We start from the raw sequence: 16,205 nt of genomic DNA, 5'->3' as shown, positions 1-16,205 counted from the left end.
TTTACCTGGAGGGCTCAAAACCCCTGCCATTCGGCAAGGGTGCTGGGGATTCATGCACAGGCCGGGCCCGTTGCGGTCACGGCGCCGGCCCCTCGCTGGACCAGGCCGGACATCGATCAGCGCCTTGCCTCAGTTCGACGCCCTGCCCCGCGTTGAAGTGAGGCAACGATGGGCAAGCGGTGCACACAGCCCGGACGTCGGCCAACGTTCGCTGGTCAGGAGGTCGCCAACGCGGGCACGGGATTTGATGCAGGACCTCCTGGCGTTGACGAATGTGGCGTCACTGCGCCGACTCACCGCCACCGACCGCGATCGAGGGCCAGATCAGCGACGCCAGGGTCTCACCCCACTCGTCCGGCACGTCCCCGCGCAGGGCGTCCCTGGCGAACATGCCGCCGACGATCAACTCGACCACCTGGTCGTAGTCGACGTCCGACCTGAGGGTGCCGGCCTCGACGCCGGTGGCGAAGAAGCCCTCAAGGGCCTCCATGGAGGGTGACACCAGTCGGTCCCTCCAGTCCTGCAGGGACGAGGCGGGGCTGGCCAGCAGCGCGCCCACCGCCCGCAGGCCGATCCTGTCCTCGAAGACCCGCTGCACGTCCGCGACCAGGTGGGCGAGCCCCGTCCGGGTGGTGGGGTAGTCGGTTACGACACCCTCGGACAGGTGTGCGGCGATGCCCGAGAGCATCTCGTAGCGGTCCTTGTAGCGGCGATAGATCGTCGTCTTCGCCACGCCAGAGGCGGCGGCCACGTTTTCGATCGTCACCGCGTCGAGGCCCTGGCTGCGGACGAGGTCGAGCGCCGCCCGGGCGATCTTCCTGTCGGTGGCCGACCGGATCGCGGCCTTTCGGGGGGTCGTGGCCGACTGCACGCTCACCTGCTGCCTCCTCGTGGTTCTCGTCCGCGCCGTGGTTCTCGTCCGCGTCGTGGTTGTCGACATTGTGCCCGACGCCACGACGGCCCGGCCCTGGTGGGGCCGGGCCATCGCAGTGATGACGCCGGGTCGAACTGGATGTTCCGACCGCCCCGTGGGGCGGCCGCGGGTCATGCAGCCGACTTCTTCCGCTGGCTCAACCCGACGGCGGAGAACACGATCACGGCAAGGCCGACGATCCAGGCAGTCCAGGCGGCACCGGTGGCGGCGGCGAAGCCACCCATCCAGGGGGCCAGGAACAGGACGGCGGCCAGGACGATCATGGTCCACTCGGAGGCGGGGGAGGAGGCACTGCCCAGTGCCCACAGCGATCCCGCGACCAGCAGCAGCCCGAGCGTGACGAACCAGCCGGCGCTGGCGCCGGTGGTCCACAGGGGGGCGAGTGCCATGTAGCCACCGAGGACGAGGTTGACCCAGTCGGGCCAGGTCTTCCACTTGCGATCGGTCGGCCAGGCGGCATTGGACGAGGTGGTGGTGGGGTTCATGGTGTCTTGCGACATGGCTTTTCCTTCATCTGGTGGGAGTACCAGTGACTTCTGAACTGGTACTATTCCAGCGTAGCGCTACTACTGTGTAGCGCAAGGGCCGGCGGGGCCATTTGCCTCAGTTCGACGCTTTGCCCCGCGTTGAAGTGAGGCAGCGATGCGCAAGCGGTGCAAACAGGCCGCACGTGGCTGCCCCGACGCCCGAGGGTCCACCTAGGATTGGTCAATGGTGACCACGGCATCAGCCGGGGAGCGCAGCCCGGCGCGCTGGCAACGCCTGTTGCCCGGCCTGGTGGTGCTGCGCCACTACGAGAGGGCCTGGCTGCGCGGCGACGTGGTCGGTGGGGTCACGGTGGCCGCCTACCTCGTGCCGCAGGTGATGGCCTACGCCACCCTGGCCGGGCTCGACCCGGTTGTCGGGCTCTGGGCCACCATCGGGCCGTTGCTGGTCTACCTGTTGCTGGGCAGCTCGCGCGAACTCTCGGTCGGGCCCGAATCGACCACCGCCCTGATGACTGCCGCCGCCATCGCCGGGCTGAGCGGCGGACTCGCCCCCGAGCGGGTCGCCGACATCGCGGCCGCGCTGGCGATCTGCGTGGGCCTGGTGGCACTCCTGGGCTGGGTGGCCCGACTGGGGTTCCTGGCCGACCTGCTGAGCAAGCCGGTGCTGATCGGCTTCATGACCGGCATCGCGGTGCTGATGGTCACCAGCCAGCTCGGGGCGATCAGCGGCATCAGCATCGAGGCCGACAACCCCTACGGGGAGGTGGTCGCCTTCCTCACCGGCCTGGGCGGGGTGCACCTGCCGACCCTGCTGCTGGGGGTGGCCGGGCTGGTGCTGTTGTTCGTGCTGCGGGCGGTGGCGCCGAAGGTGCCCGGCACGCTGGTGTTCGTGGCGTTGGCGGCCTTGGCGTCGTGGCTGTTCGACCTGGGCGGACGAGGGGTCGCGCTGGTCGGCGAGGTTCCCCGCGGGCTGTCGGTCCCCGGGCTGCCGGACGTCACCGGGCTGGACCTCGCGCCCCTGCTCGTGGCGGCGGTGGGCGTGGCATTGGTCGCCTACTCCGACATGGTGCTGGTCGGGCGCTCATTCGCCGCCGGGCGCGGTGAGCAGATCGACCCCCGGCAGGAGTTCCTCGCCCTCGGGGCCACCAACCTCGCCGCCGGCCTCAGCGCCGGCATGCCGGTCAGTTGCAGTGGTTCGCGGGTGGCGGTGGGCCACGCCGCCGGGACCAGGACCCAACTGCACGCACTGGTCGCCGCAGCCGCGATCATCGCGGTGATGTTCGTCGGTGGCCCGGTGCTGGCGCTTTTCCCGAAGGCGGCCCTGGCGGCGGTGGTCGTCCACGCCGGCATACGACTGGTCGACGTGGCCGACTGGCGCCGGCTGGCCCGCTTCCGCCACAGCGAACTGGTGCTGGCCGTGCTGACCGCCCTCGGCGTGATGTTCCTGGGTGTCCTGGTGGGCATCGGCATCGCCGTGGGGCTGTCGGTGCTCGACTTGCTGCGCCGACTGGCCCGCCCGCACGACGGCATCCTGGGCCGGGCCCCGGGCGTGGCGGGCATGCACGACATCGACGACTACCCCGACGCGGTGCAGGTGCCGGGCCTGGTGGTCTACCGCTACGACGCCCCGCTGTTCTTCGCCAACGCCGACAACTTCATCCACCGCGCGCTGGACGCGGTCGACACCGCCACCAGCCCGGCGCGGTGGCTGCTGATCAATGCCGAGGCGAATGTCGAGGTCGACCTGACCGCGGTCGACGCCCTGGTCACGCTGCACGAGGAACTGGACAAGCGTGGCGTCGTGCTGGCCCTGGCCAGGGTCAAGCAGGACCTGCGCGACCAGCTCGCCCGGGCCGGGATCATCGACCTGGTGGGGGAGCAATTCATCTTCGCCACCCTGCCCACCGCTGAAGAGGCCTACGAACAGTGGGCGCTGGAGCACCCCGCTGGCCCGACCGGGTAACCTCGTGGTGCCCGACCCGGGCGCCCCACCACCAGGAGACAACCATGGCAGCGAGCAGGACGTGGCAGCGTTGGCTGAACCTGTCGCTGGTGGTCGTCGGGGTGCTGGTCGTGCTCTACGGGGCCTTCGTCCAGGGTCGCGGCCCCGAGACGTGCCGTGGGGTCGAGATGGGGCCGGGCGACGTGTGCCACAAGTCGAGCATGTCCGAACTGCACACCACCGAGACCCAGACCTACGAGCAGCGCAAGGCTGCCGCCCTGGCCCAGCGTCCGACCGTGATCATCTCGGGCCTGGTGATCGCCGGCTTCGGCCTGTTCCTGCACCGCCGCACAGGCGCGCCGCGCGGTGTCGCCAGCGCCGAGGAGGAACGCCTGCTCAGCCAGCACTGAGCCGGAGATCGTCGGCGCAGCCCACTGGCCGGGCCCACACTGAAATATGGCATCCCAGCATGGCGTTCTGATCAGCAACCTGCCAGCCTTTCGGTGACGGTCAATGCAGTGGCCGCAGGAGTCCCCGGGAGTAGGGTGATGGCACGTCGATTCTGTGCAACTGTGGCAGTGCTGTGCAGCGTGTTGCTGGTGGTGGTGACCGGGTGCACCCAGGACCAGAACCCCGCGCCCGACCGACCGGCGAGCAGCAGCCCAGCAGCTACCTCTGCGGGCAACCAGGTGAGCGTCACCGCAGACGGGTTCCAGGTTCGAGTCGGTGACGTCCAGGTGAGTGGACCCGCCGGGGTGGCCCACATCGGTGACACGGTCACCGTGGAAGAGGTCACTCTCCCCGCCGACCTGCATGGGCTGGACCTGTCGGGTTCGCCGGTGCTCAATGTCACGATCAACGACGGTGCGAAGCAGCCGGCGCAACCTATCCGGTTCCAGTGGGACGTCCCAGCCGGCGTGGACGCCGAGACCGTGGCCTTCATCACCCGACCCTCGGACGACGCCCAGTGGGGTGGGGTGCCGGTCGAGATCACCGGGGCGCAGGCCACCGCCGAACTGGACCACCTGTCCTGGGCGTGGTTCGTGGACGCGAAGAAGTTGGCCGGCGAGTTCCTCGACAATGCCTCGAAGTTCCTCGGGCAATCCACGGATGCCCCGCAGGGCTGCCAGCAGAAGGTCACCCAGGGGCAGGTCACCGTGAGCCTGGCCAGCAGCACCGACCTCATGCACGCGTGCGTGGGTATTGACGGTGACCAGGTCACCCTCAAACTTGCCCCCAACTCGCCGTACATGTGGCTGGCCTCGGCCAGGACGGCCCGGACGACGACCTTCACCCCGCCCAGCACCCTCGAGGGCGTCGTCATGGGTCAACTTGCCGTGCCGCTGTTCCTGAATGGCCACCAGGGCATCCTGCAGCCGGGCGGTGAGGCGACGGTGGTGTTCCCCGGTCCGCTGGAAGCCGGGGAGCAGGTCGTTGCGTTCGAGATCAGCAGCGCCTTGACCCAGGTGCCCGTACTGCTGACTGGTGTCGAGATGCTGGTCACCATGCATGGTGGCCTGGACATCCCCGAGGCCGAACTGCTGGAAGTCGGCAAGTGCATCATTGACGCCCACCAACGGGTCACCGCCACCAATCCCGGGGAGGCGGCCAACTCCGGCCTGGGGGTGTTCGAGTGCTGGGCCACGATCATTGGCAAGAACTACGGGGTCCAGGTCCCAGTGCTGTCGGTCATCCTCGCCATTCTGCGTTCCCTCAGCGGTCACCTGGTGACCGAAATCCGTGGCCTCGTCGACACCTTCCCCACCCAGCAGCTCGTCCACACTGTGACCGTGACCACGACCGTCGCCGAGCCGGAGTGGACCCTCACCACCACCGGATTCGGCCCCCTGCAGTACTGGAAGCCCATCCCTTCAGACCTGCGCAAGCAATTCACGCCGGCGTGGGAATGCATTGGCCCAAGAATGACGCACGCCAAGTACGGCGAGATCGAGGTTCACACGATCGAGGGAGACCTGGAGTCACAGATCAATAAGGTCATTCTCCGCGACGCCAGGGCCAGCACCGCCTCCGTGCCCGAATCGGCACCTCCCTGACCGAACTCAGGGCCATGTACGGCTCCAGGCTCACCGACCATGTCGTGGGCAACTTCTCGGGGATGCAGGTCTACCGCGTCCCCGACGGGGTCAGCGAGGACAGCAGTGTCAGCATTTACTTCGAGGTCATCGACAACACGGTGGTGTCGATCTCGCTGCAGGGCTCGATCTGGTTCACCCCGACCTACAACCCCATCTGCGGTGGCCCCTGACCCGACTCCCGCACGGAGATGATGGCACGGATGTGATGTCGGCCACTGCCGCACACGTTGTCCACCGGTTGTCCACAGCTACCAAACGACGTTTCGACACGCCCGACACGCGGGGATGACGGGGAGAATCACAGGCTCCGTCCACAACTGTCCACAGTTTTCCACAGGCAGGGTCAAAAAAAGTCCCGTCCGCCTGTGGGTGCGTTCGGCGAAGCCGGACGACCTACTCGGGCTGCAGCGACATCGGCCCGTAGACGAGCCGGTCCTCCTCGAAGAGGCTGACCTGGGCGACACCGAGGTCTTCCAGGTCGAGGTAGTTCTCGGTCAGCCACTGCTCGGCAGCGCCCTGGTCCTCGAAGCGTCGTCCGATCCCGGCGCCGGTGAGGTCGTCGTCGCTGATCTCGGCCCCGGCGGACAGTTCGGCGTCCCAGTACCAGGCCATCAGTAGGAGTCCCCCCGGTTGATCCGCGGCCCCGGGTTGCGGAACCGGCGGATCGACATCATCCGTGAGTTCATCTCCAGCAGCAGGCCCTGGAAGCGGGGGTTCTTGATCCGCTGGTTGGCTTCGGCCTTGAACCCACGCCAGGCCCACCAGACGTTGGCGAACCAGCTGAGCAGCAGGAAGACCATCACGCCCATGATGATCGACTGCACCAGGGCGTTGCGGCTGAACATGAAGCTCACCGCCACCAGCACCAGCATGGTGGGCAGCAGGAACTCGGTGATCGTCCAGCGGGCATCGACGTAGTCGCGCATCAGCGTCTTCTCGGGGGTGTTCAGCTGTGCCTCGTAGCGCTCCTCGCGCAGCGCCCGCTTGGCCTCACGCTCAGCCTGCTTGCGCTCCTTGGGGGTCAGGTTGGGGTGCAGCCGGTCCATCCGCGCACGTTCGGCCTCGGCGCGGGTCGGGGTCGGGCCGCTCTTCTTGCGCGGGCCCTTCGTGGTGATCACGGTGACCTCTTCGGTGTCCGGCGCGGGGTCGACCGGGTCGTTACCGGCGGCCTGGTCTTTCGAGTTGTCGCGCTGGTACGGGCGCAGGAGTCCCACGGTGGTGTCCCCTTGGTTCTGGACGGAAGTCTCGGGCAGTACCGCCACAGTCTAGGCGATCGACCCCCGCCGGGCCGCCTCGGGCCATCGGGGTATGGGGGTGGGCACCCATTGGTCCCTGACAAACCTTACGCACGCACCCCGGTGCGCATAGGCTGGGGGAGTACCGCCGTCATGGCAACCACTGGAAGGACACGCAGACTCTCATGGCCGGAATCTTTTCCCGCATCTCGACAGTCTTCCGTGCCAAGGCCGACAAGGCCCTGGACAAGATGGAAGACCCCCGCGAGACCCTTGACTACTCCTACCAGCGCCAGCTCGAACTGCTGCAGAAGGTGCGCCGCGGCGTGGCCGATGTGGCCACCAGCCGCAAGCGTGTCGAACTCCAGGCCAACCAGCTCAACGGTGAGGTTGAGAAGCTGAACCTGTCGGCCCAGCGCGCGCTGCAGGCCGGCCGCGAAGACCTCGCCCGTGAGGCGCTGACTCGCAAGTCCGGGCTGCAGCAGCAGCTCGCCGACCTCCAGGCACAGCACGCCCAGCTGCAGGGCGAGGAGGAGAAGCTGGTGCGGGCCAGCACCCGACTGCAGGCCAAGGTCGACGCCTTCCGCACTCGGAAGGAGACCATCAAGGCCACCTACTCGGCCGCCGAGGCGCAGACCCGCATCAACGAGGCCTTCACCGGCATGAGCGAAGAGATGGGCGATGTCGGCCTGGCGATCCAGCGCGCCGAGGACAAGACGCTGCAACTGCAGGCCCGCGCGTCGGCCGTCGACGAGCTGCTGGCCTCCGGTGCGCTCGATGACCCCTCGGGTGTCTACAAGGACGACATCACTCGCGAACTCGACGCACTCGCCTCCGATTCGCAGGTCGAGGACGAGCTGGCCGCGCTGAAGAACCAGATGGCCATCGGCGCCGGTACCCAGCCTCAGGCCGCGTTGCCCGCGGGCAACGGCGCCACCCCCCAGCAGGCCCCGCCGGCCCAGCAGGGCGGGTACCAGGCCCCCGCCGCCGACCTGGGCTACCAGGCCCCCCAGGTCGAGCAGCCCGGCCAGTACCAGGCCCCCGGCGCCGACCCGGGCTACCAGCCCCCCCAGGGGGACGCCGGCTACCAGGCCGAGCAGCCCGGCCATTACCAGGCCCCCGACACCGCGGACCAGGCCACTCCTGCTTCGCCGTCGGAGCAGTACCCGCAGGGCGAGGGCCAGGGCCCTCAGAATTTCTAGTGACACAACGAGCAAGGGAGCACATCATGACTGATCAGTTCGAGTCCGGCCAGGACGGCACGCACGCCAACCCCAACTACCAGCCGGAGCACCACAGCCACACCAACCCCGGCTACCAGCCCGAGGTCGACGACGACGCCCCCCAGTACCAGGCCCAGGCGAAGGAAGACCTGACCCGGCTGGAGCGCGAGCGCGCCGAGGCCGTCGGCGACGTGGTCGAGGCAGGCGAGTCCGAGGAGACGGCATGATCATTCGCATCCTGGGGGAGGGTCAGTGGACCGTCGAGCCTGAACAGCTCGACGACCTGCAGAGCTCGGATGCGAAGGTTGAGCAGGCCCTGCAGGACCAGGACCAGGACGCCCTCACCGAGGCGCTGGAGGGCCTGGTCGCCCACATCAAGGAACTGGGTTCCTCGGTTCCCGATGATGTACTGGCCGACTCCGACCTGATCATCCCCGACACCACGGCCACCCTCGAAGAGGTCGCCAAGTTTCTTGACGACATGGGCTCCGACGAAGGCCTGATCCCCGCCTGATGAGGGTCGTGGTCGCCACCGACCGCTACCCCGCACTCAGTTCCGCCCAGGCAAGTGCCGTACTGGCCACCGCCTGGGCGGAACAACGTGCACAGGTGGCCGTCGTCCCCCTCGGCAATGCGCTGGAGGGTTTTCAGGAGGCGCTGGCAGACCTGTTGGCTGCCTCCGGTGACCTGATCAGCACCGAGCACGGCATCGCCCACGTGGTCGAGGCCGAGACCGGTGACGGTGGGTTGCTGGTGGCGGTGCGCCCCGAGCACGTCCCCGCCGGTGAGGGCATCGACGTCGAGGCCAGCTCGGTCGAGGTGGGCCGACTCGTGCGCACCGTTGTCGAGCAGGCACGCGAACGCGGGCATGTCGAGCGGATCGTCCTCGAGGTGGGTGACCGGCCTGCCCACGACGGGGGAGCGGGACTGCTCGCAGCGTGGGGTGCCACCGCCGACCGACCATTGGACGAGGGCGTCGCCGCCCTGGCCGGGATCACCCGGGCCGACCTGGCCGGGGTGGTCGACTGGCTGGGTGGTGCCCGCCTCGACCTGGTCGTGCCGGCCGAGGAACACACCCGTCACCTGGTCGGCCTGCGCGGACTGACCTCGGTGCGCGGCCACGCCATCGGACTCGACCCGGCCAGCCTGCTGTCGACCGACCAGGCCCTCGTCGACCTCGCCGCAGCCCTCGACCGGGTGCCGCAGTCACGCGCTGCCGGTGCCGGGGCCGCCGGCGGGCTGGGCTTCGCCGCCCTGGCCCTGGGTGGCAGCGTCTCCACCGGCGCGGCCTACGGGCGCGACCTGGCCAACCTGGCCACCACCATCGGCCAGGCCGACCTGGTCGTCACCGGCGCCGGGCAACTCGACTTCGGCACCATGGGCGGCGACGTGCTGTTCACCGTGCTGGCGGTTGCCTCCGACGCGTTGCGACCGGTCGTGGTGGTCGCCGAGAACAACTTCATCTCCCCGCGGGAACTGCGCTCGATCGGGGTCGAGGCCGCCTACTCGGTGCGCAGCGACACCAGCGACCCGAACCCGGTCGATGCCGACGAGCTGTTGGCCGCCGCGCAGCGGATCGCCCGGTCCTGGGCCTGGTGACCCGCTCGTCCGCCGTGTTGGGACCTGCTCGTGGTGCTCAGCCGTCGGCGAACACCCGGGCGCGACATCGCGGCCACTTGTTGACTGGGCTTCGCTGTGCTGGACTCGACGCGTAGAATCACCCCAACTGCACTGAAGAAATGGTGCCGGACCCGTCTCATGCCTCTGGAAGGGAAACCATGACCACCACCGCTGAACCCGCTCTCGAAGGCATCGCCCTGACCGAAGGGGCCGCCGCCAAGGTGAAGGCGCTGCTCACCTCCGAGGGCAGCCTGGACGACCTGTCGCTGCGCATTGCCGTGCAGCCCGGCGGGTGCTCGGGCCTGCGCTACCAGCTGTACTTCGATGACCGCTCCCTCGACGGCGACATGGTCAACAAGTTCGACGGCGTCAGCGTCGTCACCGACCGGATGAGCGCCCCGTACCTGTCGGGTGCGGTCATCGACTTCGTCGACACCATCGAGAAGCAGGGCTTCACGATCGACAACCCGAACGCCCAGAACTCCTGCGCCTGCGGGGACTCGTTCCACTGATCCGCACCCACAAGCAGCTGCCCCCAGCGGAGCTCCTTGTCAACTGCGCCATCCCAAGTTCGGCAGTGGCCGATGGGGTGGCGCTTTTGCGTTACGCTACCCGGGTAGATACCGCTCGAGGTCGAGGTGGTATACGGCACGAGTAGGCGAAAGGGACGACGACGTGAGCTTGAATCGATCGCGATTCCGCCGCGCGATGGTGGCGATCGCCGCCGGGTCGCTGCTCATCCTGAGTGGGTGCAGCGGCCAGGGGGCACGACTGGGCCTGTTGGAGCCGGCCAGTGACCGGGCTCCCGCAATGGGCAACCTGTGGCTGGGCTTCTGGATCGCCGCGTTCGTCGTCGGCGGCCTGACCCTGGCGCTGATCCTGTACGCGCCCGTGCGCTACCGCCGTCGCAAGGGCAACGCCGTTCCCCGCCAGACCAAGTACAACCTGCCGATGGAACTGCTCTACACCCTGGTGCCGCTGCTGATCGTCGCGGTGCTGTTCTTCTTCACCGTCCGGGCGCAGAACGAGGTGCTCGACCAGAGCGAGCCCGTCGACCACACCATCAACGTGGTCGGCCAGAAGTGGTCGTGGACCTTCAACTACATGGAGCAGGACAACGGTGAGGTGGGCAATGTCGTCCACCAGGTCGGCACCATGAGCCAGATCCCCGACCTGTACCTGCCGGTCGACAAGACCATCCGCTTCAACCTGGAATCCCCCGACGTCATCCACTCGTTCTGGATTCCCGCCTTCTACTTCAAGCTCGACGCGATCCCCGGCCACCCGAACTCCTTCGACGTCACGCCCACCAAGCTGGGCACCTACGACGGCAAGTGCGCCGAGCTGTGCGGCACCTACCACGCCCAAATGATCTTCAAGGTTCACGTGGTGACCGAGCAGGAGTACCTCGCCAAGCTCAACGAACTGGCCGCCAACGGCCAGGTCGGCGAGAAGAAGCCGCAGGTCTCCGGTACTGCTCTGGCCACCCAGCCCGCAAAGGAGCCCCACGAGTGACCACTCTTGCTCGCACTGACCTGCGCACCGAAACCCGCCAGGAGGCGAAGGCCCGCACCATCGGTTCGGTGGTGATGGACTACCTGACCACTACCGACCACAAGAAGATCGGGCACCTGTACTTCATCACCACGATCGCCTTCTTCTGCTTCGGCGGCCTGCTCGCGCTGGGCATTCGCCTCGAACTAGCGGCCCCCGGCATGCAGTACATGCACCAGGAGGTCTTCAACCAGCTGTTCACCATGCATGGCACGATCATGCTGCTGATGTTCGCCACCCCGCTGTTCGCAGGGTTCGCCAATGCGATCCTGCCGCTCCAGCTCGGTGCCCCCGACATGGCCTTCCCGCGCCTGAACATGCTGGCCTACTGGCTGTACCTGTTCGGCTCGTTGATGGCCTGCTCGGGCTTCCTGACACCCGGCGGCGCCGCCAGCTTCGGCTGGTTCGCCTACGCCCCGCTGTCGGACGCGATCCACAGCCCCGGCGTGGGGGCCGACCTGTGGCTGATGGGCCTCTACCTACTGGGCCTGTCGTCCATCCTCGGTGCGGTGAACTTCTTGACCACCATCGTCTGCATGCGCGCCCCCGGCATGACCATGTTCCGGATGCCCATCTTCTGCTGGAACATCCTGGTCACCTCGATCCTGGTGCTGCTGGTCTTCCCCGTGCTCTCGGCGGGCCTGCTGCTGCTCGAGGCCGACCGCGTGCTCGGTACCCACATCTTCGACGCCGCCCACGGCGGGCCGATCCTGTGGCAGCACCTGTTCTGGTTCTTCGGCCACCCCGAGGTCTACATCATCGCCCTGCCGTTCTTCGGCATCATCACCGAGGTGATCGCCGTGTTCAGCCGCAAGCCGGTCTTCGGCTACGTCGGCCTGGTCATGGCCACCCTGGCCATCGGCGCCCTGTCGGTGTCGGTCTGGGCACACCACATGTTCGTGACCGGCGCGGTCTCGCTGCCGTTCTTCTCGTTCATGACCTTCCTGATCGCGGTGCCGACGGGTGTGAAGTACTTCAACTGGATCGGCACGATGTGGGGTGGCTCGATCAGTCTCGACACACCCATGCTGTGGGCGATCGGCTTCCTGGTCACCTTCCTGTTCGGTGGCCTGACCGGCGTCATCCTCGCCTCGCCGCCGCTGGACTTCAACGTCTCCGACACCTACTTCGTGGTGGCGCACTTCCACTACGTGGTCTTCGGCACCGTCGTGTTCGCCATGTTCGCCGGCCTCTACTTCTGGTGGCCCAAGATCACCGGGCGGATGCTGAACGAGACCTGGGGCAAGATCCACTTCTTCACCCTGTTCTTCGGCTTCCACCTGACCTTCCTCGTCCAGCACTGGCTGGGTGTCGAGGGCATGCAGCGACGCATCGCCGACTACGGCGCCTGGGAGGGCTTCACCCTGCTGAACCAGATCTCCACCTTCGGGGCGTTCCTGCTGGGCATCAGCTTCCTGCCGTTTTTCTGGAACGTGTGGATCAGCCGGAAGAGCCCCGTGGTCGGGGTCGATGACCCGTGGGGCTGGGGACGTTCGCTGGAGTGGGCGACCTCCTCGCCGCCGCCGCGGCACAACTTCACCAAGCTGCCGCGCGTGCGTTCGCCCTACCCGGCCTTCGACGCCAAGCACCCGGAACTGGTCAACGCCGAGTACGAGGTCGATGACGCCGTCATCGCCCAGTACGAGGAGGAACGCGCGAAGGAGCTCACCCGATGAAGACCTCTGCCAAGATCTTCCTGTTCCTGCTGATCTACTTCATCGGGGTCACCGCGCTCTACTTCTTCACGACCCGCGAACCGGTCGGCACCGTCGCACTGGCCCTGTCCGGGGTGATGTGCGCGATCGTGTTCACCTACATCTCGATCGCCTCGAAGGGGACTGGCCAGATCGTCTCGGACGACGTGGACGGCGAGATCTACCAGGGTGCCGGCGAGATGGGCTTCTTCCCCCCGAAGAGCATCTGGCCGCTGTGGGTGGCGCTGACCATCGCCGTCATCCTGCTCGGCCCGCCGCTCGGCTGGTGGCTGACCCTGGCCGGCATCGGCATGGGCCTGTGGTCCCTGTCCGGCTGGGTCTTCGAGTTCTACCGCGGCGACTACGCCCACTGAGACACCCCGCCACACCATTCCGGCCCCGGTTCCCAGGTGGAACCGGGGCCGGCGTGGGTCCGGGCTGAACCCGGGTCGCCTGACGGGGGTCACCAGCTGACGGGGACGGCCCGACCCTCCTCGTAGCCGGCCGAGCTCTGCACACCGACCAGCGCGCGCTGGGCGAACTCGGTCAGGTTGGCGGCTCCGGCGTAGGTGCACGAGGAGCGCACCCCCGAGGTGATGAAGTCGACCAGGTCCTCCACCCCGGGGCGGGCCGGGTCGAGGTACATCTTCGAGCTCGAGATGCCCTCCTCGAACAGCGCCGCCCGGGCCCGCTCGAAGGGGGTCTGGCTGGCCGTGCGGGCACGGACCGCGCGGGCGCTGGCCATCCCGAAGGACTCCTTGTAGAAACGGCCCTCGTGGTCGACCTGCAGGTCACCGGTCGACTCATGGGTGCCGGCGAACCATGACCCGATCATCACGCTGCCGGCCCCGGCAGCCAGCGCCAGCGCGACGTCGCGGGGGTGCTTGACCCCACCGTCGGCCCACACCGAGCGACCCAGCTCACGGGCGGCAGCGGCGCATTCGAGCACGGCGCTGAACTGCGGGCGTCCGACCCCGGTCTGCATGCGGGTGGTGCACATGGCGCCCGGCCCGACGCCCACCTTGATGATGTCGGCGCCGGCCTCGACCAGGTCACGGGTGCCCTCGGCGGTGACCACGTTGCCGGCCACCAGCAGGATCCGGCGTCCGGTACCGGCCTCGAACTCGTCGCGCACCACGCGCACCGCCTCGAGGGCCTCGATCATCTTCTCCTGGTGGCCGTGGGCGGTGTCCATCACCAGCACGTCGGAGCCGGCCTCCAGCAGCACCCTGGCGCGGCCGGCGACGTCGCCGTTGATGCCGACCGCGGTACCGATCATCAGCCGGCCCTGCGGGTCGAGCGCCGGCGTGTACAGCGCCGAACGCAGCGCGCCCTTCGAGGTCATCAGGCCGACCAGCTTGCCGTTCTCGTCGACGGCCAGGGCGACCTTCTGGTGCTGGGCCGCGAGGGTGGTAAACACGTCCTCCGGGGTGGCCTCGGGGGACACCAGGGTCAGGTCGCTGGTCATCACGTCCTGCACCTGCGCGAACCGGTCGGCGTTCTCGAACTCGACCGGCGAGACCATCCCGATCGGGGCACTGTCCTCGACGATGATGGCCACCCCGTGGGCCCGCTTGTGCAGCAGGGTCATCGCCTCACCGATGGTGGCCGTCGGCGCCAGCGTGATGGCGGTGTCGAACTGGGTGTGTGCTCCCTTGACCCGGGTGATCGCCCGGGCCACGAAGTCGGTGGGGATGTCCTGGGGCAGGATCGCGATGCCACCGCGGCGCGCGATGGTCTCGGCCATCCTTCGGCCCGAGATCGCGGTCATGTTGGCCACCACCAGCGGCAGCGGTGTGCCCAGGCCATCGGTGCTGGTCAGGTCGACATTGCCACGCGAGCCCACCGATGAACGGTTTGGTGCCATGAACACGTCGTTGTAGGTCAGGTCGTAATCGGGGTTGCCACCTAGAAACTTCACGTGCTGCATTGTCTCACCTGCACCGCAGATGCACCGAATGTTCACCCGGGAGGCCCTCTCCGCGTCGGTGCGGATGGCTAGTGTTGGGCGTGAGCACAGCCGCGTCGGGAGAGGACGACCAGTGGACCTGAACGAGTTGGACGACAAGATCGAGACGCTCCACGAGGACCGGGTGAACCTGCGTGAGTTCATCGACCAGCTGGTCCACGAGGGCTACACCGTCGGCGACCCCGAAGGCCCCGACCCGGCGCTCATCGACCCGCACGGGCGCGCAGTCGAGACCTGGCGCCAGGACTACCCCTACGAGGAACTGCTCAGCCGCGACGAGTACGAGGACGAGAAGTACAAGCTCCAGGTGGAACTGCTGAAGCTCCAGTACTGGAGCCAGGACCACGACATGAAGCACCTGATCGTCTTCGAGGGCCGTGACGCCGCCGGCAAGGGTGGCACCATCAAGCGGTTCACCGAGCACCTCAACCCGCGGGCCGCGCGCACCGTGGCCCTGGCCAAGCCCAACAACGAAGAGGCCGGCCAGTGGTACTTCCAGCGCTACATCCGCCACCTGCCCACCGCCGGTGAGATGGTGCTGTTCGACCGGTCCTGGTACAACCGCGCCGGGGTCGAACGGGTGATGGGTTTCTGCACCCAGGACGAGTACGACGTGTTCATGCGCCAGACCCCCGAGTTCGAGCGGATGCTGGTCGAGTCCGGCATCCACCTGACCAAGTTCTGGTTCTCGGTGACCCAGCGCGAGCAGCGCACCCGCTTCGCGATCCGCCAGATCGACCCGGTGCGGCGCTGGAAGCTGTCCCCGATGGACCTGGAGTCCCTGGACCGGTGGGAGGCCTACACCGAGGCCAAGGAGGCGATGATCCTCGGCACCGACACCGACCACGCCCCCTGGACGACGGTGCGGTCCAACGACAAGAAGCGCGCCCGGCTCAACGCGATGCGGTTCTTCCTCAACCAGTTCGACTACGAGGGCCGCGACAACTCGGTGGTCTACGAGGCAGACCCGCAGATCGTACAGCGCGGGCGCGATGCCGTCGGCGACTGACCGACTCGTCGAACAGGTCCTGCTGGCCGCCGACCTGGTCCCCAGCGGGCGAGTGGTCAGCTACGGCGACCTCGCGGCACTCGTCGGTACCTCCCCGCGCCGGGTGGGTCGCATCATGGCGACCCACGGGCACCGGACGAACTGGTGGCGGGTGACCAACGCCGCCGGTGACCTGGTCGTGCTGGACGCCGCCCGCGCGATGTGGGCGGCAGAAGGCATCCGGATCAAACCCAACGGGCTGGGCACTCGGATGCGTGACCACCATGCCGACCTGGCCAGGCTCGCTGCCGACTTCGAGGCGGCCGGGGGAGTGGTGGTCGACCCGCCTGCCGGCCAACCCTGACCCGGGAGCCGCTCAGATCGCCCAGGGCGGCCCCGGGGACGCCGAACGGGCGGCCCCCGCAGGGAACGCCCGTTCGTGTGACCAGTCCGGCTGGGCCG

General features: G+C 68.0%; 18 protein-coding genes and 1 pseudogene. 14 read left to right on the top strand and 5 right to left on the bottom strand.

Annotation, left to right across the window (positions count from 1 at the left end):
• Positions 1–280: 280 nt before the first annotated feature.
• Positions 281–877, bottom strand: a complete 597-nt coding sequence (locus ACQE3C_RS13030) for a TetR/AcrR family transcriptional regulator (RefSeq protein WP_434539613.1) — start codon at positions 875–877, stop codon at positions 281–283.
• A gap of 167 nt (positions 878–1,044) precedes the next feature.
• Positions 1,045–1,434, bottom strand: a complete 390-nt coding sequence (locus ACQE3C_RS13025) for an SPW repeat domain-containing protein (protein WP_434539612.1) — start codon at positions 1,432–1,434, stop codon at positions 1,045–1,047.
• A gap of 211 nt (positions 1,435–1,645) precedes the next feature.
• Between ACQE3C_RS13025 and sulP the strand changes: the two genes are divergently transcribed.
• The 4 genes from sulP (at position 1,646) to ACQE3C_RS13005 (ending at position 5,630) form a co-directional block, all read left to right on the top strand.
• Entirely contained in the window at positions 1,646–3,385 is a 1,740-nt protein-coding gene (gene sulP, locus ACQE3C_RS13020; protein ID WP_434539611.1) for a sulfate permease, read from the top strand.
• A gap of 44 nt (positions 3,386–3,429) precedes the next feature.
• Positions 3,430–3,774: a hypothetical protein gene (locus ACQE3C_RS13015; RefSeq protein ID WP_434539610.1), complete on the top strand. Its 345-nt coding sequence runs from the start codon at positions 3,430–3,432 to the stop codon at positions 3,772–3,774.
• A gap of 138 nt (positions 3,775–3,912) precedes the next feature.
• Positions 3,913–5,418 carry a hypothetical protein gene (locus ACQE3C_RS13010; RefSeq protein WP_434539609.1) on the top strand — a complete coding sequence of 502 codons (1,506 nt, stop codon included), beginning with the start codon at positions 3,913–3,915 and terminating at the stop codon, positions 5,416–5,418.
• Positions 5,419–5,432: 14 nt separating this feature from the next.
• Positions 5,433–5,630: a hypothetical protein gene (locus tag ACQE3C_RS13005; RefSeq protein WP_434539608.1), complete on the top strand. Its 198-nt coding sequence runs from the start codon at positions 5,433–5,435 to the stop codon at positions 5,628–5,630.
• Between the two features lie 223 nt (positions 5,631–5,853).
• Here the strand turns inward: ACQE3C_RS13005 and ACQE3C_RS13000 are convergent, their stop codons facing one another.
• Positions 5,854–6,072, bottom strand: a complete 219-nt coding sequence (locus ACQE3C_RS13000; protein WP_434539607.1) for a hypothetical protein — start codon at positions 6,070–6,072, stop codon at positions 5,854–5,856.
• A complete protein-coding gene (locus ACQE3C_RS12995; protein ID WP_434539606.1) occupies positions 6,072–6,674 on the bottom strand; it encodes a DUF3043 domain-containing protein in 603 nt (200 codons plus the stop codon). The genes ACQE3C_RS13000 and ACQE3C_RS12995 overlap by 1 nt, the downstream gene beginning before the upstream one ends.
• A 206-nt stretch (positions 6,675–6,880) precedes the next feature.
• On the opposite strand from ACQE3C_RS12995, the pseudogene ACQE3C_RS12990 reads away from it, so the two are divergent.
• From ACQE3C_RS12990 to ACQE3C_RS12955, 8 genes and pseudogenes are all read left to right on the top strand, one after another.
• Positions 6,881–7,636: pseudogene (locus ACQE3C_RS12990) on the top strand (PspA/IM30 family protein); the annotation flags it as partial.
• A gap of 287 nt (positions 7,637–7,923) precedes the next feature.
• A complete protein-coding gene (locus ACQE3C_RS12985; RefSeq protein ID WP_434539605.1) occupies positions 7,924–8,145 on the top strand; it encodes a hypothetical protein in 222 nt (73 codons plus the stop codon).
• Positions 8,142–8,432: a PspA-associated protein PspAA gene (gene pspAA / locus ACQE3C_RS12980; protein WP_434539604.1), complete on the top strand. Its 291-nt coding sequence runs from the start codon at positions 8,142–8,144 to the stop codon at positions 8,430–8,432. The genes ACQE3C_RS12985 and pspAA overlap by 4 nt, the downstream gene beginning before the upstream one ends.
• Positions 8,432–9,517, top strand: coding sequence for a glycerate kinase (locus ACQE3C_RS12975; protein ID WP_434539603.1), 1,086 nt, complete (start codon positions 8,432–8,434; stop codon positions 9,515–9,517). The genes pspAA and ACQE3C_RS12975 overlap by 1 nt, the downstream gene beginning before the upstream one ends.
• A 179-nt stretch (positions 9,518–9,696) precedes the next feature.
• Positions 9,697–10,050 carry a HesB/IscA family protein gene (locus ACQE3C_RS12970; RefSeq protein WP_434539602.1) on the top strand — a complete coding sequence of 118 codons (354 nt, stop codon included), beginning with the start codon at positions 9,697–9,699 and terminating at the stop codon, positions 10,048–10,050.
• 163 nt (positions 10,051–10,213) lie between these two features.
• Positions 10,214–11,053, top strand: coding sequence for an aa3-type cytochrome oxidase subunit II (ctaC, locus tag ACQE3C_RS12965; protein WP_434539601.1), 840 nt, complete (start codon positions 10,214–10,216; stop codon positions 11,051–11,053).
• A gap of 74 nt (positions 11,054–11,127) precedes the next feature.
• Positions 11,128–12,768 (top strand): aa3-type cytochrome oxidase subunit I, encoded by a 1,641-nt coding sequence (gene ctaD, locus ACQE3C_RS12960; RefSeq protein WP_434539654.1) that lies wholly within the window; start codon positions 11,128–11,130, stop codon positions 12,766–12,768.
• Complete coding sequence (locus ACQE3C_RS12955; protein ID WP_434539600.1) at positions 12,765–13,160, top strand: cytochrome c oxidase subunit 4; 396 nt, start codon at positions 12,765–12,767, stop codon at positions 13,158–13,160. The genes ctaD and ACQE3C_RS12955 overlap by 4 nt, the downstream gene beginning before the upstream one ends.
• Positions 13,161–13,249: 89 nt before the next feature.
• On the opposite strand, the gene ACQE3C_RS12950 is transcribed toward ACQE3C_RS12955, so the two are convergent.
• Positions 13,250–14,716 (bottom strand): GuaB1 family IMP dehydrogenase-related protein, encoded by a 1,467-nt coding sequence (locus ACQE3C_RS12950; protein ID WP_434539599.1) that lies wholly within the window; start codon positions 14,714–14,716, stop codon positions 13,250–13,252.
• Between the two features lie 112 nt (positions 14,717–14,828).
• Between ACQE3C_RS12950 and ppk2 the strand changes: the two genes are divergently transcribed.
• Both ppk2 and ACQE3C_RS12940 read left to right on the top strand, forming a co-directional pair.
• A complete protein-coding gene (gene ppk2 / locus ACQE3C_RS12945) occupies positions 14,829–15,764 on the top strand; it encodes a polyphosphate kinase 2 (RefSeq protein WP_434539598.1) in 936 nt (311 codons plus the stop codon).
• Positions 15,748–16,107 carry an MGMT family protein gene (locus ACQE3C_RS12940; RefSeq protein WP_434539597.1) on the top strand — a complete coding sequence of 120 codons (360 nt, stop codon included), beginning with the start codon at positions 15,748–15,750 and terminating at the stop codon, positions 16,105–16,107. Before ppk2 ends, ACQE3C_RS12940 begins: the two co-directional genes overlap by 17 nt.
• The last annotated feature ends 98 nt before the right edge of the window (positions 16,108–16,205 follow it).

Origin of the sequence: Aestuariimicrobium sp. Y1814 (assembly GCF_050113895.1) — a bacterium.
Taxonomy (GTDB): Bacteria; Actinomycetota; Actinomycetes; order Propionibacteriales; family Propionibacteriaceae; genus Aestuariimicrobium.
This window is presented reverse-complemented; position numbering and strand designations above follow the sequence as displayed.